The organism is Bhargavaea cecembensis (assembly GCF_001619585.1).
In the GTDB taxonomy this organism is placed as follows: domain Bacteria; phylum Bacillota; class Bacilli; order Bacillales_A; family Planococcaceae; genus Bhargavaea; species Bhargavaea cecembensis_A.
In genome coordinates this window covers 146272-169443 of sequence record NZ_LQNT01000011.1, presented here as the reverse complement: position 1 = coordinate 169443, position 23172 = coordinate 146272, and the positions used below count along the sequence as shown (strand labels likewise).

24 protein-coding genes and 1 pseudogene are annotated in these 23172 nt (G+C 52.4%); 16 read left to right on the top strand and 9 right to left on the bottom strand.

Annotated features, from left to right (window positions below; genetic code table 11):
- Positions 1-16 precede the first annotated feature (16 nt).
- Genes AV656_RS11440 through ssuE form a run of 4 tightly spaced genes read left to right on the top strand, consistent with a single transcriptional unit; the run spans position 17 to position 3010 of the window.
- The gene (locus tag AV656_RS11440; RefSeq protein WP_063182073.1) at positions 17-817 is read left to right on the top strand and encodes a transporter substrate-binding domain-containing protein; all 801 of its coding nucleotides are present in this window, start codon (positions 17-19) and stop codon (positions 815-817) included.
- A gap of 18 nt (positions 818-835) precedes the next feature.
- On the top strand, positions 836-2167 hold the full coding sequence (locus tag AV656_RS11435) for an LLM class flavin-dependent oxidoreductase (RefSeq protein WP_063182071.1): 1332 nt from the start codon (positions 836-838) through the stop codon (positions 2165-2167).
- 25 nt (positions 2168-2192) lie between these two features.
- Positions 2193-2450: a glutaredoxin family protein gene (locus AV656_RS11430; protein ID WP_063182069.1), complete on the top strand. Its 258-nt coding sequence runs from the start codon at positions 2193-2195 to the stop codon at positions 2448-2450.
- A 17-nt stretch (positions 2451-2467) separates the two neighbouring features.
- The gene (gene ssuE, locus AV656_RS11425) at positions 2468-3010 is read left to right on the top strand and encodes an NADPH-dependent FMN reductase (RefSeq protein ID WP_063182067.1); all 543 of its coding nucleotides are present in this window, start codon (positions 2468-2470) and stop codon (positions 3008-3010) included.
- A 59-nt stretch (positions 3011-3069) separates the two neighbouring features.
- Here ssuE and AV656_RS11420 read toward each other — a convergent pair whose 3' ends face one another.
- The 4 genes from AV656_RS11420 to AV656_RS11405 all read right to left on the bottom strand — a co-directional run bounded on the left by AV656_RS11420 (position 3070) and on the right by AV656_RS11405 (position 5499).
- Positions 3070-3705: an O-methyltransferase gene (locus AV656_RS11420; protein WP_063182064.1), complete on the bottom strand. Its 636-nt coding sequence runs from the start codon at positions 3703-3705 to the stop codon at positions 3070-3072.
- Between the two features lie 123 nt (positions 3706-3828).
- The gene (locus AV656_RS11415) at positions 3829-4212 is read right to left on the bottom strand and encodes a YkvA family protein (protein WP_063182062.1); all 384 of its coding nucleotides are present in this window, start codon (positions 4210-4212) and stop codon (positions 3829-3831) included.
- Between the two features lie 55 nt (positions 4213-4267).
- Positions 4268-5221: a hypothetical protein gene (locus tag AV656_RS11410; RefSeq protein ID WP_156484854.1), complete on the bottom strand. Its 954-nt coding sequence runs from the start codon at positions 5219-5221 to the stop codon at positions 4268-4270.
- Positions 5182-5499 (bottom strand): YbjQ family protein, encoded by a 318-nt coding sequence (locus AV656_RS11405; RefSeq protein ID WP_063182059.1) that lies wholly within the window; start codon positions 5497-5499, stop codon positions 5182-5184. The genes AV656_RS11410 and AV656_RS11405 overlap by 40 nt, the downstream gene beginning before the upstream one ends.
- 409 nt (positions 5500-5908) lie before the next feature.
- On the opposite strand from AV656_RS11405, the gene AV656_RS11400 reads away from it, so the two are divergent.
- Positions 5909-6583: a hypothetical protein gene (locus AV656_RS11400; protein WP_063182057.1), complete on the top strand. Its 675-nt coding sequence runs from the start codon at positions 5909-5911 to the stop codon at positions 6581-6583.
- 52 nt (positions 6584-6635) lie between these two features.
- Here the strand turns inward: AV656_RS11400 and AV656_RS11395 are convergent, their stop codons facing one another.
- Both AV656_RS11395 and AV656_RS11390 read right to left on the bottom strand, forming a co-directional pair.
- Positions 6636-7301, bottom strand: a complete 666-nt coding sequence (locus tag AV656_RS11395; RefSeq protein ID WP_063182056.1) for a CPBP family intramembrane glutamic endopeptidase — start codon at positions 7299-7301, stop codon at positions 6636-6638.
- Positions 7302-7319: 18 nt separating this feature from the next.
- The gene (locus AV656_RS11390) at positions 7320-8201 is read right to left on the bottom strand and encodes a DMT family transporter (RefSeq protein ID WP_063182055.1); all 882 of its coding nucleotides are present in this window, start codon (positions 8199-8201) and stop codon (positions 7320-7322) included.
- Between the two features lie 428 nt (positions 8202-8629).
- Here AV656_RS11390 and AV656_RS11385 point away from each other — a divergent pair, with 428 nt between their 5' ends.
- The 5 genes from AV656_RS11385 to AV656_RS11365 all read left to right on the top strand — a co-directional run bounded on the left by AV656_RS11385 (position 8630) and on the right by AV656_RS11365 (position 11419).
- Positions 8630-9154 carry an LXG domain-containing protein gene (locus AV656_RS11385; protein WP_063182054.1) on the top strand — a complete coding sequence of 175 codons (525 nt, stop codon included), beginning with the start codon at positions 8630-8632 and terminating at the stop codon, positions 9152-9154.
- A gap of 189 nt (positions 9155-9343) precedes the next feature.
- A complete protein-coding gene (locus AV656_RS11380; RefSeq protein WP_063182983.1) occupies positions 9344-9736 on the top strand; it encodes a hypothetical protein in 393 nt (130 codons plus the stop codon).
- A 98-nt stretch (positions 9737-9834) separates the two neighbouring features.
- Positions 9835-10260 carry a hypothetical protein gene (locus tag AV656_RS11375; protein WP_063182981.1) on the top strand — a complete coding sequence of 142 codons (426 nt, stop codon included), beginning with the start codon at positions 9835-9837 and terminating at the stop codon, positions 10258-10260.
- Between the two features lie 136 nt (positions 10261-10396).
- Positions 10397-10846 (top strand): hypothetical protein, encoded by a 450-nt coding sequence (locus AV656_RS11370; RefSeq protein WP_063182053.1) that lies wholly within the window; start codon positions 10397-10399, stop codon positions 10844-10846.
- Positions 10847-10972: 126 nt separating this feature from the next.
- Positions 10973-11419, top strand: a complete 447-nt coding sequence (locus AV656_RS11365) for an SMI1/KNR4 family protein (RefSeq protein WP_063182052.1) — start codon at positions 10973-10975, stop codon at positions 11417-11419.
- An 89-nt stretch (positions 11420-11508) separates the two neighbouring features.
- Here the strand turns inward: AV656_RS11365 and AV656_RS11360 are convergent, their stop codons facing one another.
- Positions 11509-12489, bottom strand: coding sequence for a DMT family transporter (locus AV656_RS11360; protein ID WP_419865561.1), 981 nt, complete (start codon positions 12487-12489; stop codon positions 11509-11511).
- Positions 12490-12621: 132 nt separating this feature from the next.
- On the opposite strand from AV656_RS11360, the gene AV656_RS11355 reads away from it, so the two are divergent.
- Both AV656_RS11355 and AV656_RS16740 read left to right on the top strand, forming a co-directional pair.
- Complete coding sequence (locus tag AV656_RS11355; RefSeq protein ID WP_063182048.1) at positions 12622-13518, top strand: LysR family transcriptional regulator; 897 nt, start codon at positions 12622-12624, stop codon at positions 13516-13518.
- 65 nt (positions 13519-13583) lie between these two features.
- Positions 13584-13709: pseudogene (locus AV656_RS16740) on the top strand (DUF600 domain-containing protein); the annotation flags it as partial.
- 81 nt (positions 13710-13790) lie between these two features.
- Here AV656_RS16740 and AV656_RS11350 read toward each other — a convergent pair.
- Positions 13791-14162: a VOC family protein gene (locus AV656_RS11350; RefSeq protein WP_063182046.1), complete on the bottom strand. Its 372-nt coding sequence runs from the start codon at positions 14160-14162 to the stop codon at positions 13791-13793.
- A gap of 177 nt (positions 14163-14339) precedes the next feature.
- Here AV656_RS11350 and AV656_RS11345 point away from each other — a divergent pair, with 177 nt between their 5' ends.
- A complete protein-coding gene (locus tag AV656_RS11345; RefSeq protein ID WP_063182044.1) occupies positions 14340-16895 on the top strand; it encodes a DEAD/DEAH box helicase family protein in 2556 nt (851 codons plus the stop codon).
- A gap of 267 nt (positions 16896-17162) precedes the next feature.
- Complete coding sequence (locus AV656_RS11340; protein ID WP_063182042.1) at positions 17163-17846, top strand: phosphoribosylaminoimidazolesuccinocarboxamide synthase; 684 nt, start codon at positions 17163-17165, stop codon at positions 17844-17846.
- A 56-nt stretch (positions 17847-17902) separates the two neighbouring features.
- Here the strand turns inward: AV656_RS11340 and AV656_RS11335 are convergent, their stop codons facing one another.
- Positions 17903-18790, bottom strand: coding sequence for a TetR/AcrR family transcriptional regulator (locus AV656_RS11335; RefSeq protein WP_063182040.1), 888 nt, complete (start codon positions 18788-18790; stop codon positions 17903-17905).
- A 166-nt stretch (positions 18791-18956) separates the two neighbouring features.
- On the opposite strand from AV656_RS11335, the gene AV656_RS11330 reads away from it, so the two are divergent.
- Together AV656_RS11330 and AV656_RS11325 are read left to right on the top strand one after the other, a co-directional pair.
- Complete coding sequence (locus tag AV656_RS11330; RefSeq protein ID WP_063182038.1) at positions 18957-22166, top strand: efflux RND transporter permease subunit; 3210 nt, start codon at positions 18957-18959, stop codon at positions 22164-22166.
- A 414-nt stretch (positions 22167-22580) separates the two neighbouring features.
- Entirely contained in the window at positions 22581-23144 is a 564-nt protein-coding gene (locus tag AV656_RS11325) for a superoxide dismutase family protein (protein ID WP_063182035.1), read from the top strand.
- Positions 23145-23172 lie beyond the last annotated feature (28 nt).

The following is a 23172-nucleotide window of genomic DNA, read 5'->3' as shown; positions in this document are numbered from 1 at the left end:
AGGGGGATTCAATCCAATGAAAAAACTTACATTCACACTTGCCCTGCTTGCATTGGCTGCTCTTCTTGCGGCATGCGGCGGCGAGGCCGGAGACAGCGCTGACGGCGGCTCCGATAAAAAAGTCGTCAAAGTCGGCGCGACACCTGACGGGTATCCGCAGTACTTCAAGGAAGACGGCGAGCTGAAAGGCTTCAGCGTCGATGTGATCGAAGCGATCTACGATGAACTGGGCTACGAAGTCCAATGGGAAGTAACGGACTGGACCGGCGTGCTCGCGAGCATGGAGACCGGCAAGATCGACACGGTCGCGAACTTCGCAGCCACGCCTGAGCGGGGCGAGAAGTACAACTTCTCCGAGCCGTACTACAACTCGAAGGCTGTCCTGGCAACCGGCAAAGACCGGGAAGAGATCTCGTTTGACGAACTGAAAAAAGGGAAGATTGCCGTAGCCATGGGAACCAACTATCCGAACGTCCTGACGGAGGCTTATCCGGACGAAGAGTTTGATTTTGTGACGTACGAATCAGCTGATGTCATCTATAGCGACGTCGGCAGCGGAAAGCTGGATGCGTTTGTTCACGGCAGGGAAATCCTCATGGCCCAGATCAATGAAAAAGGCCTTCCGCTCCGTGTGGTCGGCGAACCGTTCGGCGATCAGCCAGTGGCACTGCCATTCAAGAAAAATGAAGAAGGCGACAAGATGATCGAAGAGGTCAACCGTGCACTCGAGAAACTCCGCGAAGACGGAACCATTTCCGAGCTGTCGGAGAAATGGTACGGCATGGACCTGCTTGAAGACAGCACAGCACAGAACTAAGGAAGAAGGGAATCGGATATGACAAAAAAACAGATCAATCTCGGGGTTCTGCTTTATGGCCCGGGTGCCCATATGAATTCCTGGAAAGCACCGGACGTTCCGGCTGATGGCAGCATCAACATCGATCATTACGTCAACATCACCAAGAAGGCTGAGGATGCCGGTTTCGCATTCGCGTTTGTCGCGGACGGGCTCTATATCGACGAAAAGTCGATCCCGCATTTCCAGAACCGCTTCGAGCCGCTCACGCTTCTGTCCGCACTGGCCATGGTCACGGAGAAAATCGGGCTGGTCGGTACGGTTTCGACAACATACAGCGAGCCGTTCAACATCGCCCGCCAGTTCGCGTCGCTCGACAAGCTCAGCGGCGGCCGTGCCGGATGGAACGTCGTGACATCCCCGCTTGAGGGCAGCGCTGAGAATTTTAACCGCGGCAACCACCCGGAGCATTCCCTCCGCTATGAGATGGCGGCCGAGTATGTCGACGTTGTCCAGGGTCTGTGGGACTCGTGGGAAGACGATGCATTCGTCCGGGACCGTGAGACCGGACAGTTCTCCGATTTCTCCAAGATGCACAGGCTCGAACATAAAGGGCGGTTCTTCAAGGCGCAGGGCCCGCTCAACATCCAGCGCTCCGAGCAGGGCCAGCCGGTCATCTTCCAGGCAGGCGCCTCGAAGACCGGCCAGAACTTCGCTGCCAAATACGGAGAAGCAATCTTCACGGTCAGCGGACCGATCGAAAAGGCGAAAGCCCAATACCGAGAACTCAAGCAGGCGGCAGTGGATAAAGGGCGCCGTGCCGAAGACCTTCTGATTTTCCCGTCACTGTCCCCGATCATTGGCCCGACCGAGGAAGCGGCGGAGCGAAAGTATGAAGAAATCAAAAACCTGCTTTCTGTCGAGGAGGCCCTGACGTTCCTCAGTCGGTACTTTGACCACTTTGAATTCAGCCAATTCCCGCTGGACGAGCCGTTCCCGGATATCGGCGATGTCGGCAAAAACGCCTTCCGGTCCACGACGGATGAAATCAAGCGGATGGCGAAAGAGGAAAGCCTGACGCTCCGTGAAGTGGCGCTGCGCGTGGCAACTCCGAAGGACCCGTTCTTCGGCTCGTATGAGCAGGTCGCTGACCGGATGATCCAGTGGGTCGATGAGGAAGCCGCAGACGGATTCATGCTGAACCTCCAGGTGCTGGGCGGTCAGTACGATGAGTTCATCGAACACGTCCTCCCGATCCTCGAAGAGAAGGGGTACTACAACCGCACGGGCAATGGCGGAACCCTGCGTGAAACGCTCGGCCTGCCGTTCAAGGAAAACCGGTATCAGGCGAAGCCATCCGAGATTCACTAACTTATATAAGAAAGGAAGATGCAACATGTCCAAAGATTTGTCCATTGTGGTCTGGTCCAAACAAGGCTGCAGCTACTGCGGCGATGTGAAAGAATACCTCGAGAAAAACGGTTATGAGTACCGCACGATTGATGTCACGGAACATGACGACCGCCGTGATATTTTGGATGCCAAATACGGGGTGCGCCATGTGCCGGTCATCGAGATCGGCCGCGGCAACCGGTATGAAGCGGTCACCGAAGTCGGCGTCGAGCACCTGGAAAGTGCGCTCGGCAGGCTGTGAAAAAGGAAGGGATCGGAATGAGCGAGATCGTCATCTTGTCGGGAAGCCCTTCAGAGAATTCCCGTTCGGAGAAGGTTCTCCGTTATCTCGGTGAGCGCATGGAACAACAACAGTTTTCCGTCACGCATATTTCAGTCAAGGATGTGCCGGCGGAAGACCTGATGTTCAGCAACTTCAAGAGTCCCGACGTGATCCGCATTGCGGAACAGATCAGTCAGGCCAAAGGCGTCATCGTCGGCACGCCGGTGTACAAGGCGTCTTACTCGGGTGTACTGAAGGCACTAATCGACATCATGCCTCAGGACATCCTGGAAGACACGCCGGCGCTCCCGGTCATGACCGGCGGCAGCATGTCCCATCTGCTCGCCATGGAATATGCGCTTAAGCCGCTGCTGGCCACATTAAAGGGCGTGACCGTGAAGGGGCTTTACTTCATGGACAGCCAGATCGATAAAACGGCTGAACAGCCCCTCATCGATGAAGACGCATTTCTCCGCACCGAAAAACAGTTGGCCTATTTCATCCGGAAGGTCAGACGGGAACAGACGGCAAGCGTGTGACCGGACAAAAAAGAATCCCCCTCAGCAGGACAGTAAGCCTGGTGAGGGGGATTTTTTGATTATTTCACTTTGGAAAGGGTGAGCCCATCCCCGACCGGAATCAGCAGGGACTTTAGTTTCGGATGGTTGGCGACCTGTTCATTGAAGGCTTTCATGATCTCGGTGTTCCGGTTAGGTTCGGCAGCTTTGTCCGCCACGGTGCCGCGCGCAAGAACATTGTCGCAGACGATCAGTGCACCGCTGTCTGCGATCCGGATGCAGGCTTCGAGATAATTCTCATAGTTTTCCTTATCGGCATCGATAAAGAAAAAGTCGAACGTCTCGCCTTCCTCGGCCAGCTGTTCCAGGCTTTCGAGGGCAGGGCCCGTTCTGTAGGTGACCCGGTCGCCGAAGCCGGCTTTGGTGAGGTTGCGGTGTGCCAGCTCCGCATAGTCTTCGACCAGTTCGAGTGAAGTAAGCGTGCCGCCCTTGGCCATCCCTCTTGCCAGACAGATGCCGCTGTAGCCGCCGAGCGCGCCGATTTCCAGGACGCGCTTGGCACCGGAGATCGAAGCGAGCATCGTCAGAAGTTTCCCTGAGGCGGGCGGGACGGAGATCTGCTGCATGTCGTTTTCCTTGATGGAGGCTAGAACGTCATCAAGCAGCGGGTCGGGAGCGGTAAAAACAGATTCGATGTATTCATTTGTCTTCTTCATGGCTCTCTCCTTTGGCTCTCTTCCTCATGGAAGTATGTTGATTGTCCTATTCAGGTTCCCTCGGACTTTGTCAATAAAACAAAGAGGGCATCACTGACTCCATCACCTGACCCTGCAAAGATCCTAGGTGAAAAGCGGATAAATCATATGAACGATCCAAGCTGCAATGACGCACCAAATCAACAGGATGATCAAAGCGGCCAGCCAGTTTTTAGGCTTGCCATTTTTCATCCGTTCTTCTGCCTTCGCTTTACAGTCAGAGATGACCTCTTCGGGTATCATTTTCAGGGCAAGCATCACGCCGAGCGGAACGAGAATGAGATCGTCCAAGTAGCCGAGAATCGGGATGAAATCTGGTATTAAATCAATCGGGCTAAACGCGTAGGCCACAACAAGAGCAGTAAAAACCTTGGCATACAAAGGGACTCGCTCATCTTTGTATGCGAGGTAAAGGATGAAAATCTGCTGTTTTAAATTCCTCGCCCAGTCCTTCATTTTACTCAACATGCTATCACCTGATTCTGAATGCAAGTCTACTTCATATACCCTTAGTCGGAAGGGTTCAATGTCCGCTGATGTCATATAAATAGAGGTCAGGCCCGTCCATCATGAGAAGCAGCGGGCCGCGGGTGGCAACCAGCAGCGGTGAGAGTTTCTTCCCGTTGGGTTTCCTGAACTGAAGAAGGCCGCGGCGGACATAGCGGCTGCCTTTTCTCTCTGTGCAGAAGAACCGGTTGTCTTCCTGGAATAAGATCCGGCTGCCGTCGTTCGTTACGGCCAAGGCATAGGCGCCGTCGATATCGGTGATATAGAACGCTGTCTCCCCGCTCTGCGTGAACCCGACGTCAAAGTCCGTATAGTAATGAAAGGCTGCTTCGTTCCCGGTGACCGTCATCGCATAGCAATCGTCGATGACCCGGTTGCCGGTTTCTTTGTACTCCCAGGCGATCCGGCCATCCGCTTTCCATTTTACAAGGCCGGATCTGCCAAGCGGATCATTCCATCCAAAGTTGCCGGACACCCCTTCATCGAAGTAGCCGCACCAGATGTGGTTGTCAGGCGTGACCGACAGATGCTCGATGCCGTCTCCGAGACAGAACTCGCGGAGAAGCTGTCCGTCCGTTGAATAAACACGTGCATTCTGCTCAATCTTGCCGTCCCCGTGATGATAGGCGCGTGCTGAACAGAGAAGCAGATTCTCTCCATGATCAATAGGCTCGAAAAAATGGTAGTTCCATTTCTCCTCGGGAAAGTCGTAAACGTGCTTGCAACCGTCCCGGATGACAATTCCCCGGTAGGTCCGCGATTCCTCCGTGATGGTCGGCGGGAACATGCCGTCGATATAGGCAGGAACGTGCTCCGTGAGCAGAACGCACAGTTCGCCCTGAGCACCGATTGCCAGGCGGAGCGGCGTATAGCCATCCATCTCCTCTTCCAGGCTGAAAACGGGAGAAAGCCGGATACTTTTTTCCGCCATCAGTCCCTGTACGTGACAGCCGTACCCGTCGCGATGCACATCATCATGCCTTCGCGCAGTGTCTCGAAGTCGAGGTCAACGCCGATCACGGCATTTGCGCCGAGTCGTTTTGCCCGGTCCTCCATTTCACGAAGTGCGATCTCCCGGCCTTCCGCCAGTTTGTTTTCATACGCCGAGCTGCGGCCCCCGATCACGTCTGTCACCGATGCAAAGATATCCCGGACGATGTTGGCCCCCATGATCGCCTCTCCGACCACAATTCCGTGATACGTCTCGATCTTCTTGCCTTCCAGAGAATTCGTTGTCGTCACCAGCATGAATGATCCCTCCATTTTCTTGATACCTGTTGTACGCTTCGGTGGAGCTTAACGTTTCATCTTAATAGAATCTTCATGACTTTATGAGGAAAAGGTTCAGATTTGGAGCGTATGGTGGGGTTAAAGAAGGAGTCCTGGATCACTCGGTGGGGGGTGCGTAACTTTCAAAAGCATTTCCGTAACATTCGCGCACGTTTGCTTAACATTCAGGATTGCTTGCTTAACATTCACAACGTTTCAGGCATCGTCCGTAAATTATTTCCTGAACCGGGGTGTAAGCCTGAAACGTCCGGCGTCGTTCGGACGTATAGTGTAGTAACGGGATCGGCGGTCCCGGGGCGGAATCGGTCCGGAGGCTGAGACGGATTCCCGCCGGAGGCCGTTTTGGAAAAGGAGGGTCCGGTCCACAATGAAGATAACGAATGACAAGGCCGGGCCGGCATTCCGAAACGGGCCGGGGCCGGATAACAGGGGGAACACCATCGTGAAGGAGATCTATATCGTTCTGACGGATACGGGGACTGTGCTGTCCAAGATCATCCGCCGCTACACGGGCTGCCCGCTAAACCACGTCTCAATCGCGTTCGATGAGCGGCTGGATGAGATGTACAGCTTCGGCCGTGTGCAGCAACACAATCCATTCTCCGGCGGGTTTGTGAAGGAACGGGCGGGAAAAGGGCTTTTAAAAGATGCACAATGCGCGGTGTTCCGGTTCCGCGTGACGGAGGACGAGCTCAGGAGGATCCGGGAGCGCATCTTGGAGATTGAGCGGGAGCGCGACCGATACACGTACAATTTCATCGGACTGATCGGCGTGGTCCTGAACCGGGAAATCTGCCGCAAGCGCGCGTACTTCTGCTCACAGTTTGTCGTGGCTATGCTGGCGACGGCCGGTATCCGCATCACAGATGAGCCGGCCTGGCGGGCACAGGCCCGGCACTTCACGCAGTCAAGTCTTTTGGAGCCGGTGTACGAGGGACTGATCGGCAACTATGTAGCGCCCGGAAACATCGTCACCATCAGCCCGCGCCGGGGCATCCGCGCACGCCTGTCCCGGGTACCATTCCGCCGGTCGGCATCGTGAACGGTCTGAAGGACTGCATTAAAAAGCTCAGGGATTGCATCCCTGAGCTTTTTTACATGATGATCAGAAAGAAGTTGTGGAACGAGTGAAGGATGATGACGGTCCAGAGCGAGCCGGTTTTCCTGAAAATCCACCCGAATACCAGGCCTACGAAGAGGATGTACGCATGGCTTCCCGGATTAAAGAAGGTCCCTTCGTACAGCCAGATCGGATAATGGATGACCAGAAACAGGAGGGCCACGGCAGCATTCGCCTTCCAGAAGGGGAGCCGTTTTGCCAGAGCCTGTAGAAACAGTCCCCGGAAGACGATTTCCTCGGTAAGGCCGACAAGGAGAAAGACATTCAGGAAGCGATCAAACGAAACGTTGAAATGGAAACCTCCGCCGTTCAAAACGTACGCCTGGATGGTGAACCAGAGTCCCAGCAGGGCGGACAGGCCGAAGCCCCAAAGGAGCCCCTTCCGGAGATTGGTGGTCAGCTTCAGGAAGTCTGCCGGATCGCTATTCAGGCGGAATCGGATGAACAGCCAGACTGGAACAATCCAGATCATGACCTTGACGGCCGCTTTTGCCAATGCAGCCGTTGTTTCCGGAAGTTCGTTCAGATACGGGGGAAGGGCCATTTCACGAATCGACCAGACGGCCAGGAAAAGAATGAAATAGATGACGAGGGTCCTGAAAAAGCTGTCTGCTTGTTCTTCATAGCGGATGCTGTCCATTTTCTCGGTCGCCTCCCATCAGTGATCTGTCCGTACGCGGCTTTTCAGCCGGAAAGCCGGTTTGACTTCAGCCACGAGCACGGCCACCAGGATCAGCGCCGCTCCGAACACCATCCGGCCGGTCATGACGTCGTTGATGAACAGGACGGCAAGCACCGAGCCGAAGAACGACTCCAGTGACAGGATGACGGCCGCCTTCGTAGGTGTCGTGTAGCGGAAAGCGAGGTTCTGGCAGACGTAGGCGATCGTCGTCGAGAAGACGGCCAGGTAGACGACTGACCAGATCGCTTCATTGGACGGACTTGCCGGGAAGCCTCCCTGGGAAAGGACAGCTACTGTGCTGAGGAGAGCCGCCGTCGCAAACTGGACAATGGTCAGTGCCAGGGCGTCCTCTTTTTTGACGAACATATTCGTATAGAAGATATCAAATGCAAACCCGACCGCGCACAGCAGGGTGAGCAGGTCGCCGATATTGATGGTGAATGAGCCCTGCAGCGACAGGAACGCAATCCCGGTGAGCGCAATGACGGAGGCCATCAGCTCATGACGGTCGATCCGCCGCCGGTACACGAGATAGGCGATCACCGGCACGATGACGACGTTGACAGCCGTAAGGAAAGCATTTTTCGAAGGCGTCGTGTATTCGAGCCCGACCGTCTGCAGCGCAAACGCCACAAACAGGATCGTGCCGAGCACCGCGCCTTTCCATAGCAGGGACTTCGAGATCAGCCGGAGCTTCTTGTAGAAGAGGACCGTGATGATCAGCGTGCCCAGGAGGAACCGCCCGGCCATCACCTCATAAGCTGTCAGATGCTCGAGCGCAATCGCCGTCATGACAAACCCGCTTCCCCATACGATTGCGGTGATGAGAAGCAGGATATCCCCGATATACCGTTTCATGGCCGACCCTCCCCTTGATGTCATTCTTTTAATATATCATGTGGGTGAAGCGTGAAGAGGGTCAAATTGGCTTAATATCCGACGGCAGGACTTATCCACGGTCGAATGGGCGCAGATGCATCCCTTATCCCCGGACTTATCCCGACATTCCACAGCCAAAAACCGATTTTAACGTTAAAACCGGGGATAACACGGATATCCACAGCCTTTTTACAGGAGTGGGGAGGAGTTCTCCACAGCGCCACAAATAAAAAGATTGCCCTTATTTTTATAGGCGTCGTTTCTGAGAAGGTTCGCGGGCACTAAGATCTAGTAAGGATTTCCTGTCTACTCAAGATTGAATACAGACTTTTGTCCGATTAGAGAAACAGGGAATTTCTGAGAGAATTAATGACAATAGAGATTTCCGTTTCCGGGAGTGTGAATCAGTGAAGGTATTGGATGTACAGCAATTTCATGAGGGGTTACATCGGAATATAGAGAAGCTGAACCGCCTGGAAGAAGAGATACAAGGAATTAAACAGGCGGTGGAAGAACTTGTCTTGCTGGAAGATGCTTTAAAGGGAGAAGGCGGTAATGCCATTCGCTCGTTTTACCAGGAATGTCATTTGCCGCTGTTGGCTTTCTTCGTAAGTTTTAAAAGCCGTTTCGCTGGTACTCTCCGGCGTATCGGAGAAGCACTGAATTCATTCGAGCCCGATAAGTTGGGATACATCAGGCAGGAATTTCTCGAAGGAGAAGTCCAAGCAGGGTTAGAGGAGATTCGAAGAATTACAGGAACCCTGACAGACGAGACAAACAGCATCATGGACAGTCTTGCAGATATTGTTTCTCTTCCTCATCTCGATGACAGTGAAGTACAGGAAGGTGACCGAAACTGGGGAGGCATTGACACCTGCAATCCCCATCGGATACAACTGCCGACCATAAGAGTGGAGTGTTATGGAGAATAACGGTTTTGTTCACCATTAAAGACATTAAAGGGAATATACGAATGAGAATTGATCCCCCAGATAAACAAACGTTGTATGATCATGTTCATTTCTATGACGAGAAGGGAAATCCCTTGGACACAAATATGAATATTGTTGATAGAAAAAGTCCGAGTGCTCATATTCCATATAAAAAGTGAGGAGATTATTGTGATAGCAAAACAAATTCAAAGAGACATTGAAGAGATAAATTATTGGGATGCCAGAGTATTACGAATGGACAGCTGTTTTTTTGGTGACGAGGTTGCAATTGTATTTGAAGATACGGATGAAAACATAAAGGTTCTTTTCACTGGCTGTTCCGTTTTCTCGTTTAAGACCCACGTAAACGACAGATTGAAACCCTTAAAAGAATTGGTGAAATCTCAAATACCATACTTTATACAAGACATAGAGATTGAGGATATTCAAGTAGAAGGTAAGTCTTTGTTAAAATGCAAAATTCAAATGCCCCCTTTAGATGTTGAACTAGTTTGCTCGAATATTATTCTTGAGAGAATCTCCAAGGACGAAGCTCCAGATATACACAGTAATTACTTTTAAGCATCCGATTGGTGAAGCAAAGGACAAGAAGACTGGAGATAGGAGAGACATCTGTGAGTAAGTCATTTGAAGATCTTTTTTCCGAATTGCAGACTGACATGGTCGCTGTTTGTATGGAGTATGTAGAAGACCGTGCAGATGATATATACATATATGGATCATATGAACCGGAAATGTATTCATGGAATGTGTTTTACCGGGTATCTGGTAAAGTTGTACGCAAGCATCGACTGAATGATGCTTTACAGCAAAGTCATGAAGAAGTAGAACAGTATGATGTATCAGACGAACGTCAAAGATTACTTTTGAAGGTTGGAATGGAAGACTTAACTAAGCTTCATGACCTCTGCCGGGAATACAATATGGACTGTCCAACAGAAATCAAACTGCATTATGATGTTAAGGAAAACAAACTCGCAGCAAAGTATCAATATGATCTCATTTATTCCAATGATGAAGAATTACTTCCAAGCCACATTTTTGATGCATGGTTTGAAGAAGTGAAAAACCAAGAAACTGATTAAAAAGAAACCCGAGGGAAGCGTCCCTGCGGGTTTCTCGCCTATTTTCAGCACGACCGGAAGAAAGGGCCCAATGAAGAGCCAAGTCTTCTCTTAAGGGTGAGGGTAATGCAGTTTTGGTGATAAGGATGTGGTCAGTATGAAAAATTTCGAAGATCATCTGGCAGATATGCAAACAGATATGGTTGCTGTATGTATGGAGTATGTTGATGATCAAGCGGATGATGTATATATCTATTGTTCTTATGAGCCGGAAATGTATACTTTTGATGTTTTCTTTAGAATCAATGGCAAGACCGTTCGGAAAAACAAATTGAACGATGCCGTTTCAAATGAACAGTTTGATGTATCACTCGATCGACAGAGGGCGTTATTACGCATCGGAAATGAGAACTTAATAAAAATTCATGCTAAGTGTAAAGAGTTTGGTAGAGACATGCCAACGGAGATCAAGTTGCACTATGATGTGAAGAAAAACAAGCTGAAAGGCAGTTATAAATATGAGCCGGTTTATTCAAATGATAAAGAGCGACTGCCTGATCATATCTTCGATGCCTGGTTCAATGAAGTGAAAAGTCATGATGTATAAATAAGTCTAACCCTGCAAGAATGTTTTCCAGTGGGGGTCTACTCAGGTTATCTATGTGCGATAGATGGAGCCCGTCCTTTTCTCCACCGTTAGTGAGGAATGAATGGCTATAGGGGGACAGATGGAATGAATAAAGAGGAATTAACCGACTTTATTAAGAAAAATATAGACGTTGATGACTTTACCGGCGGAGTAAATGATAAGCAGATTAAATATATTCAAGAGACTTTGGATATCCGGTTGCCTAAAAGTTATAAGTGGTTTTTGGCTAATCATGGATCAGGCGGCTTGTTCGGTGTAGCTATATTAGGGGTGGCCAAGTCAAATATAGCTACCGTTGTTCATACAACAAAGAGTTACAGGCAGATAGGAATGAATCGTGACTTGGTTGTGATCGATGACATCGGTGAATACGCGTATTGTTTGGATACAAGCAGAATGCAGAACGATGAGTGCCCGGTAATTGCATGGAATCGACGAGGTGGACTGGATGACTTCGATACAGCGGAGAACTTCTATGAATTCTTGTTACAAAGGTTATTGGATGCAAAAGAAGCTTGGGAAGATTTTTGATTCCAGTGGAGGGTTAATTTATTTTTTTTAATCGTATAGGGGCTGTCTGGAAAGTCAGTGATAACTGATTTTCCGAGACAGCCCCTCTATTATGCTTCCGTTTCCTGCAATCTTCCTCTGAAATCCTCTTTTGTTTCCCTTTTCTTCTGCTGTAACCGAAGAAACATATTGTTTAAAAGTAAGGACATGATAATGAAAACTGTGCCGATATAATCGTAAGCTGTGACGCTTACACCTTGGATAATTTGAATGGCTAGCGTTGTAACGGGCACAAAGTTTAGAAATAACAACCCATTCAACGGTGTGATGACACTTACGCCATAGTTCCACCCAACCAGTGCGATCACTCCCGGGAAGATGACCATAAATGCAATATGCGGGCTTGTAATGGTCAATGTTTCAACGGTTGGAAACGAGACATATCCTGTAAGCGTTACACCAATCACGACAACAGCCGCAGTAGCCGTTCCGAGCAAACAGCTCAAAGTTGAATAACGCAATGCAGACCAGCCATCGTTACTGAATCGGGTTCCACCCATCGTGTACACAACCCACCCAACGACAGCGATAAAGATCAATAAAGATGGAATGATCGCATTTGCAGCTGAGAAAAAGGCACCGAAATCGCCTTTTGTTACGACTAACGATGCGCCGACAAACCCAAGAACAACACAAAACATCGTAAATGCATGAGGTCGTTGCCTGATGAACACCCAAGCAATAACAATAGAAATCATAGGCATTAACGATTCCATAATCGAAGCAATCATCGTACCTGGATCACCCAATAAATCCTGTCCCCAGAAAATCAACAAATTATAAACCGCAAAGGCCATTGTTCCAAAAAACCAGAGAAGCCAGCCCTTCCCCTCAAAACGGAAAGCTTCCTTCCCTTCCTTCCAAAACAGCCATACAAGTAAAATAATCGTTACAAAACCATACCGAAAAAGTGTGAAGTAAAATGGGTCTATATGTTGAAATGCATGATTCGCAACTGGAAACATTGCTCCCCAGGAAACTGCGGAAATCAGACATAAAATAGCGGCCCATACTACGGTGTTCTTCATGATGTTCGATCTCCTTCAACTCTGTAACTCTACTAATTAAATCATAGGTTCGATATCTCTCAAAATGAACAATAATGATGTCTGCCATCTCAATTAGTGATATCGTAAGAAAGAGGATATTGGAGGAGTGATCATATGGAATTTAAAGATTTAGAGATTTTTCAAATGGTTGCACAAAAAGGTACAGTTACCGATGCTGCAAAAGAATTAAGTTATGTCCAATCCAATATCACCTCAAGAATCAAAAAACTAGAGACTGAAATGAATACAGCTCTTTTTAACCGTCATAGTCGTGGAATGACATTAACGCCGGAAGGAAAAAAACTTCTTGTTTACTGCGAAAAGATTCTTGCGCTGACAAATGAAATGAAGAAAGTCGTTCAAAGTAAAACTGAACCAGCAGGCAAACTTGAAATCGGGACTGTCGAAACCGTTATGAAATTACCAGTTATACTAGCTTCTTATAACAAAAAGTATAAAAACGTAGACTTATCTCTCTTCACTGGTGTTACTCATCAACTCCAAAATGATGTGTTACACCACCGTTTGGACGGTGCTTTCGTGACAGAAATCGATGACCATCCTGAACTAGTTTCCCATGATGTTTTCCAAGAAGAGCTTGTCCTGATATCAGACAGTACGAAGACTTCTTTGGATGAACTAAAAGAAGAACCGATTCTTTGCTTTAGCGAAGGATGCGGCTACCGGGCACGACTGGCAAAGTGGTATAAAGATCAAAACATAACACCGCAAAAATTAATGGAGTTCGGGACGTTGGAAACGATTTTGGGGAGCGTAACGATGGGGCTGGGCATTACGTTCATTCCCAAATCAGCTGTTTCTCATCTGGAAGAAAGAGGAATTATACACTGCCATTACTTGCCTGAAAAATATAGTAAAATCAATACAGTATTCATTAGACGGAAAGATGCCTATTTAACTTCCACACTCGAAAAGTTCATCGAAACATTTGAACGGGTCGAAGGCGAAATGGCATACCCGCTTGCGAATAAAAAAGTCCTCAGTACTTGAAAACGTATCTGAGGATTTTTTCAGTTATTACGACTCTTTAACAGGAAACTAGCCAGGCTCGATTCATTAAGGTAAACAAACTCGCGGCGAAGTATCGCTACGATCTTATCTACTCCAATGATGATGAATTATTACCTAGCGATATTTTTGATGCATGGTTTGAAGAAGTGAAGAACCAAGAAACTGTGTGAATAAGAAACCCGCAGAGAGCCTCCCTGCGGGTTTCTTGCCGGTTACTCAGGCCACCTTGAAGAAGAAGTGATGCAATCATCTTACCAGTGTGCTTGAAGTTTATTTCCATTTGGATCATAAAAGTGGAAATAGGCATGGCCGTGATCTTCTTTAATATCCTCGACCTTAACTTGATGATCGATTAAGTGTTGATGAAAATTGGATAATTCCGGACTTGTAAAGCCGATGCTGAATTCTTGTTCTGAATCAATCGTGAAATGCGCAAAGGTTTCATCTTCTGTAGGAACTAAGATCAGCAGGAGAGGTCCTTCATTTACTTTTATAATTGCACGCTCATCCGTAGTGTTTAGTAACTGGAGCCCTAATACCTCGCTATACCATCGTGCGGACAGTTCTAAATCTTTTACAGGAATTCTAATGTAATGTACCTGTTCAATAAATGATTGGCCCATAGCCTTCGCTCCTTTATTTAAGCCGGATATCAAATTAGTTCCCTTTCTATATACCTTGTTCCTTTAACAGAACAATAAATTTCCTATGATCGGCTTTAAGGATGCAGGGACACCTCTCTGCGGGTTTGATAGGATTAGGAGAAGAATGATGTGGTTGGCGGAAGGAGACAAGCAGATATGGAGAAGTTTCCGGTGGTGATGAAGTTCTGCCATCCTTGGCGGTCTTATCAGGAAGAGGTGTTGTCGGAGCTTGATCAGCACCTGGAAAATGGGCATCTTCATCTGGTCGCGCCGCCGGGTTCGGGGAAGACGGTGCTGGGGCTGGAGGTGATGCGGCGGATCGGCAGGCGGACGCTGATCGTTGCCCCAACGATTGCGCTCCGGGAGCAGTGGGCGGACCGGCTCACTGAATTGTTCCTGGACGGCGTACGGCCGGACTGGCTGTCGTCTGATCTTTCGTCGCCGGCATTTGTGACGGTGACAACGTATCAGTCGCTTCACGCACTGTTCAGGTCCGGCGGGGAAAAGCAGCTGCTCTCCGAGGGTTTCGGCACGATTGTGTTGGATGAGGCGCATCACCTGCGGACTTCCTGGTGGAAGACGATGATGGATATTAAAGAGGGGCTTGGAGACCCGGCGGTTGTCGCGCTGACCGCGACGCCACCTTATGACGAGTCGCCTGCAGGCTGGCAGCGGTACGTTTCGCTGTGCGGACCGATCGATCTCGAAATCCCGGTTGCCTCGCTCGTGAAGGCGGGTGACTTGTGTCCGCACCAGGATTTTATCCGGTTCACGGTTCCATCGGCCGAAGAGCTCTCGGAGATTTTGGCGTTCCGGGAACGGACGGATGAATTCCTGGATGAGCTGGGGGAAGACAAGGAATTCATCCGCTACCTCGAGCAACACCGGTGGATCTCTCAGACGGAGGCCCATGTCGAGGAGATTCTCGGGCTGCCCGCAGTATTTTCAGCGATGCTGATGGTATTGAAGGAAAGCGGTTCAGAGGCGTACCGGGAGGCGCTGCCGCTGATCGGCATGCCGGAGGAGACGATGCCAAAGCTTGACCGGAACTGGATGGAAGAACTGCTGACGGGGCTGTTGTTCAGGCTGGGGGATGAGGAGGAAACGGTCAAACGTCTGCGTAAAAGGCTGTCCAGGATTGGAGCCATCCACCGGCGCACCGTTTACCTGACGTCTACGCCGGCGATCAGCCGCGCACTGGTCCAGAGCCAATCGAAACTCAAGGCGGTTGCGGAAACCGTCCGTCTTGAAAAAGAAATCTTGGGTGACCGGATGCGCATGGTCATTCTGACTGATTACATACGGGCGGATGACATGCCGTCAGCGCCCGGCGATGAAAAGCCGCTGACCCGGATCGGCGCGGTTCCGGTGTTCGAGATGGTGAGGCGGACGTTGGGCGACCAAGTGAAGCCGGCCATTCTCACAGGCTCGATTGCGGTCGTGCCGGCAACGGCCGCGTCAATGCTGGAAGGGGCGATTCCGCTCCCGCATGATCCGTCGTTCGTGCGCATCCCGGTGAATGATTTGAACCGTCAAGGTATGGTCGCCACTGTCACGGAGCTTCTTGAAAAAGGGGAGATCGACGTGCTCACCGGGACGGCGGCTCTCCTCGGCGAGGGCTGGGATGCCCCGTGCGTGAATTCGCTCATCATGGCATCGTATGTCGGTTCGTACATGCTGTCCAATCAGATGCGCGGCCGGGCGATCCGACGCAATCCGGCTGACCCGGATAAGACGGCGTCGATCTGGCATCTCGTCACCGTAGACCGCGATGCGGAGGACGGCGGCGATGACTGGCGCTCGCTCGTCCGCCGGTTCCGCTCGCTTGCGGGGCCGGGGGCGGAGCGGGATGTGATCGAGACGGGCATCGGCCGTCTCGCGGTCGGGGAGCCTCCGTTTTCAATGGAGGAGATCGACCGGCTGAACGCGGAAATGGAGCGCAGGGCCCACTCGCGGGAAACGCTCCGGGAACGGTGGATGCGGGCGGTCGATTCCGGCAGCCGGATGGTGGAGGAGGCGGTCCTGCCGCGGCGATCCGTTCCGAGACCGTTTTATCTCGACAATACGCTAAAGGGGCTATTGTATGTCGCCGGGTTTACCGCCGCCGGTGCGGCGTGGGACGCTAGCGGCTGGATCCGCCAGCTGACCGACAGCCCGTTCGGTGAATCAACACTTTGGGGCGGGCTTGCCGGACTTGCGGTCGCCGCGCCGTCATTCTGGCGTGCGGGCAGGCTGTACATGCGGCATCCGTCAGTCGAATCGAGCCTGAAGGAGATCGCTGAAGCGCTGTACGCCGCGATGCACCGGAGCGGGATGCTTGCCGGGCCGCCAGAAGAGGGGGGCATCCGGGTCACTTATGACGGGCAGGGATATTACACATGCTGGCTCTCCGCCGGCACGACCCATGAAAAGACCCGGTTCATGAATGCGCTCGCGGAACTGCTCGGGCCCATTGAAAACCCGCGATACCTGATCGAAAGACGCTCCCGCGGCTTCGGAAAGCGGACAGACATCCATGCCGTGCCGGAGGAACTGGGGCGTAAAAAGGAGACCGTGGAAATCTTCCTGGAAGAATGGAAGAAGCGTGTCGGCCGGGCCGATCTGATTTACACGAGGACGCCTAAAGGCCGCCGCCGGCTGCTTGAGGCAAGGATGCGTGCGCTGTCCGCGGCATTTGTCCCGGAACCGGAGCGCATCAGCGGATGGCGCTAGAGTTATCCACGGATACCCGGAAGCCCGAATGTCCGGAATCCCCGGTTATCCCCGTTTTCCACAGAAAAATCCGACTTTTGCACGTAATTCCGGGGATAACCTGGTTATCCACAGGCGATTTCATTAAGAACGTGTATCTTTTCCACAAATAACCCGCCTGGCTATAGGGTGAGAATGTGAAAAAGGCGTAAAATATATGAAGAATCATTTCTTAATGTTCGTCTTTCGGTTATAATTGTGTCAGATCAGCCGAAAGAGGTGGACTGTGTGAAGCGGATTTACGAAGGCAAGACAAAGGATGTCTACGAGCTGCAGGACGGGACGATCCAGCTGAAGTTCAAGGATGACGTGACCGGGGAGAACGGTGTATTCGATCCCGGTGCCAACACGGTCGGACTGACAATAGAGGGTGCAGGGCGCGCCGGCCTCCGCATGACGGAATACTTTTTCGGGAAGCTGGCTGAGGCCGGTATCCCGACGCACTTTATCGGAGCCGATGTGGACAATCAGACGATGAATGTCCGGAAGGCGGACGTGTTCGGCAAGGGACTTGAGGTCATCTGCCGCTACCGCGCGGTCGGAAGCTTCCTGCGCCGCTACGGGGCTTATGCGGAAAAAGGACAGCCGCTTGACGCATTTGTCGAAGTGACGATCAAGGACGACGAGCGCCAGGATCCGCCGATCAGCAAAGATGCCCTTGTGGGGCTCGGCATCCTGGACGCCGGGGAGTATGACACGCTTAAAGAACTGACCCAACAGATTTCCGGAGTCGTGAAGGACGAACTCGCTGCACGCGGCATGGAACTGTATGACATCAAGCTCGAATTCGGCCGCGACGCAGAAACCGGCGAGGTCCTCCTGATCGATGAGATCTCCGGCGGCAACATGCGCGTCTACAAAGACGGCGAATATATCGAACCCCTCCAGCTCGAACAGCTGCTGTTTGGGTGAGGATACAGAAAAGTAGCACCTGCCGGATAGGCAGGTGCTTCTTTTTGGAACGTTTTTTAATCTTCTCCCAGCCCGAACTTCTCCTCCAGCCGCCTCAGGCTGTCCCCGAATTCGGGGTACGGCCGGAAAACGGAGAGGACACCCCGGATTGCGGTGATATCAGCACTTGGGCCTGCATCGGCCTGTGTTCCTAGAAAGTCGAGGCTCGACGACAAGTACTGGGCGGTCGCGCGGGGAAGCGCCAGGCCGGACAGGATGCTGCGCATCTCATCAATGACACCTGCCAATTCAGCCTCCTCCTCACTTTCCGGAAAGAAGCCGGAGAACAGCGTCCGTACCGTTTCCTCGTCAAGGAGCGGCCGGTAGGTTCCGGCAAGGAAGCCCTCTGCTGCATGGCCGGTCATCAGGACAATGAGCTCGGCCAGCATTTTTGGATTCAGGGACTGGGGATTCGAAATGAACTGTTGCATATAATTGTTTTTGGTGCCTTCCACGATGACGGAGATGTCATAAATAAATGGGCGGACGGCCTCGCCATACATGGCGGTAAGCTGGTCACGATACCACTCGGCCTGCGAGACCCGCAGCTCTTCGATGAAGCGGATCAGCTCCGGATTCAGATTAAAGGCCTGATCTCGGACGACCATCGCGATAAAATCGGTGTGGCGCTGGATCTGGGAAATCTGGACCTCTGTCTGGCGCCGGTAGTTCTCCGCTGCGGACTGCTTGGGATCGACGGCATTCTTCATTTCGTTCGTGATCAATGAAGTGTAGTATCGGAAAATCTCCACCTGGAGAGCATCTTTGGATTTGAAATGGAGGTAGAAGGCGCCTTTAGATATTTCGGCACGGGCCGCGATCTCCTGGATGGAGGTGCCATGGAACCCTTTTTCCGTGAAAAGGGCGATCGCCGACTCGATGATGCGCTTCTTTGTTTCGTTCATGCTATTTTACACACTCCTTTGACCGCATGGTCAGTACAAACAGTATAGCAGAAGAAAAATGGATAAAGTGTGACAAACGATTCATATGATTGTATCCGGCCGGTGTTTCCTTTATCCTAATATAGGTAAACTGACCGGTCAGTCACTAGAACGGAGGAAAACAGGCTTGAAGAAGATCATCAACTTTTCCATCAACAATAAATTCGCCATCTGGCTCCTGACGATCATGGCCATCGCGGCGGGGATCTATTCCGCTGCCACCATGAAGCAGGAGTCGATGCCGGACATCACGGTACCGGTCGTGTCGGTGATGACCGTCTATCCGGGTGCTTCTCCGGATGAGGTCGCCGATTCGGTCACCGTCCCGGTCGAGCAGCGTTTACGGAACGTCGAGGGCGTGAAGACGATCCTTTCCTCCTCGATGGAGAACGTCTCGTCCATCCAGGTCGAGTTTGATTTCGAGAAGGATATGGACCGGGCGGTCACGGAAGTGGAAGGCGTCCTGAAAAATGTCTCGCTTCCGGATGACGCACAGGATCCGGCCATTTCCAGGATCAGCATCAATGCCTTCCCGGTCGTCGCCGTCAGCATCACGGGCAACGGCCAGGACCTCGATGAACTGACGGAAATTGCCGTCAAGGACATTGTCCCTGCAATGGAAGAAGTTAAAGGGGTAGGGAACGTCCAGGCAAGCGGACAGAAGTCGAAGGAAGTCCGGATTGACTTCGATGATGCCAAACTTGCCGAGGCAGGTCTCGACCGCGAAACGGTCACGGGTATGATCCAGGGCTCCAACATCGCCTTCCCGCTCGGGCTGAACGAGCTAGATGGCTCAATGAAGAACGTGGTCATCGACGGGTCGATTGCTTCCCTCGAAGCACTGGAGAACCTGCAGATTCCGGCAGTTCCTTCACAGGGTGCCGTCCAGCCGGGCGCCGACGCGGCACAGGCCGGACAGGGCGCCGAGGGTCAGGCAGCTCCGGGAACCGACGCGGCACAAGCCGGGCAGGGTGCCGAAGGTCAGACAGTTCCGGGTGCAGGCGGCATGCAGCCGGCTGCCATGACAGGCCTTCCGACGGTCGCCCTCTCTGATGTGGCGACCATCGAAGTCATCAATGAATCCCAGTCCATCTCCCGCACGAACGGGGAAGACTCGATCGGCGTCCAGGTCGTCAAGAGTCCGGATGCCAACACGGTCGATGTCGTCAACGGCGTGAAGGACAAAGCGGCTGAACTGGAAGAAGACTATGGCGTCAATATCGCCGTCACGTTTGACCAGGGAGAGCCGATTGAACAGTCGGTCGAAACGATGCTGTCGAAGGCGCTCTTCGGTGCGCTGTTCGCGATCGTCATCATCCTGCTGTTCCTGAGAAGCATCAAGACTACGTTCATCGCGGTCATTTCGATTCCGCTGTCGCTTCTCCTCGCGCTGCTTGTCCTCAACTCGATGGACATTACGCTCAACATCATGACGCTCGGTGCGCTCACCGTCGCGATCGGGCGGGTCATCGACGACTCGATTGTCGTCGTCGAGAACATCTACCGCAGGATGCACCTGCCGGATGAGCCGTTGAAGGGCAAGAAGCTGATTCTGGAAGCAACAAAGGAAATGTTTGTCCCGATCGCGTCCTCGACGATTGTCACAATCGCGGTCTTCCTGCCGCTCGCGCTCGTCTCGGGTCAGGTCGGTGAACTGTTCCTTCCGTTCGCACTAGCAGTCGTGTTCGCCCTGCTCGCATCCCTCCTTGTCGCGATCACGGTCGTGCCAATGCTGTCCCATTCGTTGTTCAAAAAGCAACTCTACGGCAGCAAGACTGGGGTTGCGCGCAAGACAGAGAAGCCGGGGCGCCTCGCACAGTGGTATACCGGAATCCTGGAATGGGCGCTTAACCATAAATGGATTACGGCTGGAATCTCGGTTGTGCTTCTGGCGGCGAGCTTCCTGCTCGTGCCGCTGATCGGCGTCACGTTCATGCCGGAAGAAGAACAGAAAGTCGTGATGGCGACCTACAATCCGGAAGCCGGCCAGCCGAAGGAAGAAACGCTTGAAATCATCTCCCGTGCGGAAGAGCTCCTGGAAGAGCGGAAGGGCGTCACGTCCTATCAGTTCTCCATCGAGGAAGCCGGCGGCATGGGCATGATGATGGGCGGCGGGGCCAACTCCGCGCTGTTCTTCATTGAATATGATTCCGACTTTGAAAACTTCTCGGAAGAACCGAAAAAGCTCATTGAGACACTGAACGAAGAATTAGGAAGAGGCGAATGGGGCTCGATGGACTTCACGTCCATGAGCGGCGGCTTCGAACTGATTGTCTACGCGGACAATGATGAAGACCTGAAGGCCGCATCCGATCAGATGGAAGAAATTCTGAACGGAACGGACGGCCTGGAAGCGGTCGAAAGTGACCTGACGGAAGCATACGACCAGTACACCTTCGTCACCGACCAGCAGCGCCTTGCCGAGCTCGGCCTGACCACTGCACAGATTGGCATGGCACTGAACGAAGGCGCCCAGGGAGCGGCCCTCACTTCCGTGAAGCATGAGGGGGATACGCTTGATGTCTTCGTCGCCGTTGAAGAAAAGGAATTCGGTTCGTTTGAAGAGCTTGAATCGACCGAGATCCCGACTGCGCTCGGCGGTACGGTCCAGCTCGGAGAAATTGCCGAAGCCGAGGAAGGCGAGGCACCGACGACGGTGACCCGCATGAACGGAAAGCTGTATACGACCGTCTCCGCGGAAGTGACCGGCAAGGACTCCGTAGCGATTTCCCGCGAGGTCCAGGAAGAAGTGGATCAGCTGGATCTCCCTGCAGGTGCCACAATCGAATTCGGCGGCGTCACCGAGCAGATCAATGAATCATTCACGCAGCTCGGCCTCGCCATGCTGGCGGCGATCGCCATCGTCTACTTCGTCCTCGTCGTGACATTCGGCGGCGCGCTCGCACCGTTCGCCATCCTGTTCTCGCTGCCATTTGCACTGATCGGAAGCTTCGTGGCCCTCTGGATCGCCGGCGAACCGATCTCGGTGTCCGTCATGATCGGTGCACTGATGCTTATCGGGATTGTCGTTACGAACGCGATCGTCCTAATCGACCGCGTCATCCATAAGGAAAACGAAGGCGAAACGACGCGCCAGGCACTGCTTGAAGCCGGCGCCACCCGTCTCCGACCGATCCTCATGACCGCACTTGCCACCATCTTTGCCCTGATTCCGCTCGCCATCGGAGCAGAAGGCGGCGGCATGATTTCCAAAGGCCTCGGCATCACGGTCATCGGCGGCCTCGTCAGCTCCACCCTGCTGACGCTGCTCATCGTGCCGATCGTGTACGAAGTCCTCGCGAAATTCCGCAAAAAACCGATGGTCGAACCAGAATAAGTTGTAAAGGCACCTGTCCCTTAGGGGGCGGGTGTTTTTTGACTGGGGAGGGGAGAGACGGGAATCGCCACATGGGGCGGAGAGTTGCCACATAGGTTGGAGAATTGCCACATGGGTTGGAGAATTGCCACATGGGGTAGAGAATTGCCACATGGGGCGGGGAGTTGCCATATGGGGTAGATAATTGCCACATGAGCCGGAGAATTGCCACATGGGTTGGAGAATTGCCACATGGGCCGGGGAATCGCCACATGGGTTGGGGAATTGCCACATGGGCGGTGTAGTTGCCACAAGCTTCACAATAGTGGCAGGCTCAACCGCCAAGTTCCCCCACCTGAATCCCACCCGGAACCCTCGCCAATGAATACCTTTTCTCCACCTTGACCATCCTCCAAATGAAGGAGGATGATTGAAATGAAGAAATGGATATTCGCATCAGCGGCGACAGCGATCATGCTTGCCGGGTGCGGCATGCAGACGGGAGAGGAAGAGATGAAGATCCCGGTCATGAGCGAGGGAGTCACCACCGCCATGGAGTCGGATCTGATTAATGCCAAAGGGGAGACGATCGGGAAGGTTCTTCTCACGGAAGGCAATGAGGGGACCGGTATCCGCATCACCGCAGAAGGGCTGGAGCCCGGTGTGAAGGCGATCCATGTCCACGAAAAGGGCGAGTGCACGCCGCCTGACTTTGAGTCCACAGGGGCCCACTTGAATCCTGAGCATAAGCAGCATGGTTTCGAGAACCCGAAAGGCTTCCATGCCGGTGATCTGCCGAACATCGAAGTGGACAAAGAGGGCAAGGTGGACCTCGAGACCACTTCCAAGTACATCTCCCTGAAGGAAGGCAATCCGGGCTACCTGCTGGATAAGGACGGCAGTGCGGTTGTGGTCCATGAAGGGCCGGATGACTACAAGACGGACCCGGCAGGAAATTCCGGTCCCCGCATTGCCTGCGCAGCATTCAACAAAAAATAAGCATGTAAAAACCGCACGCGAACCTGCG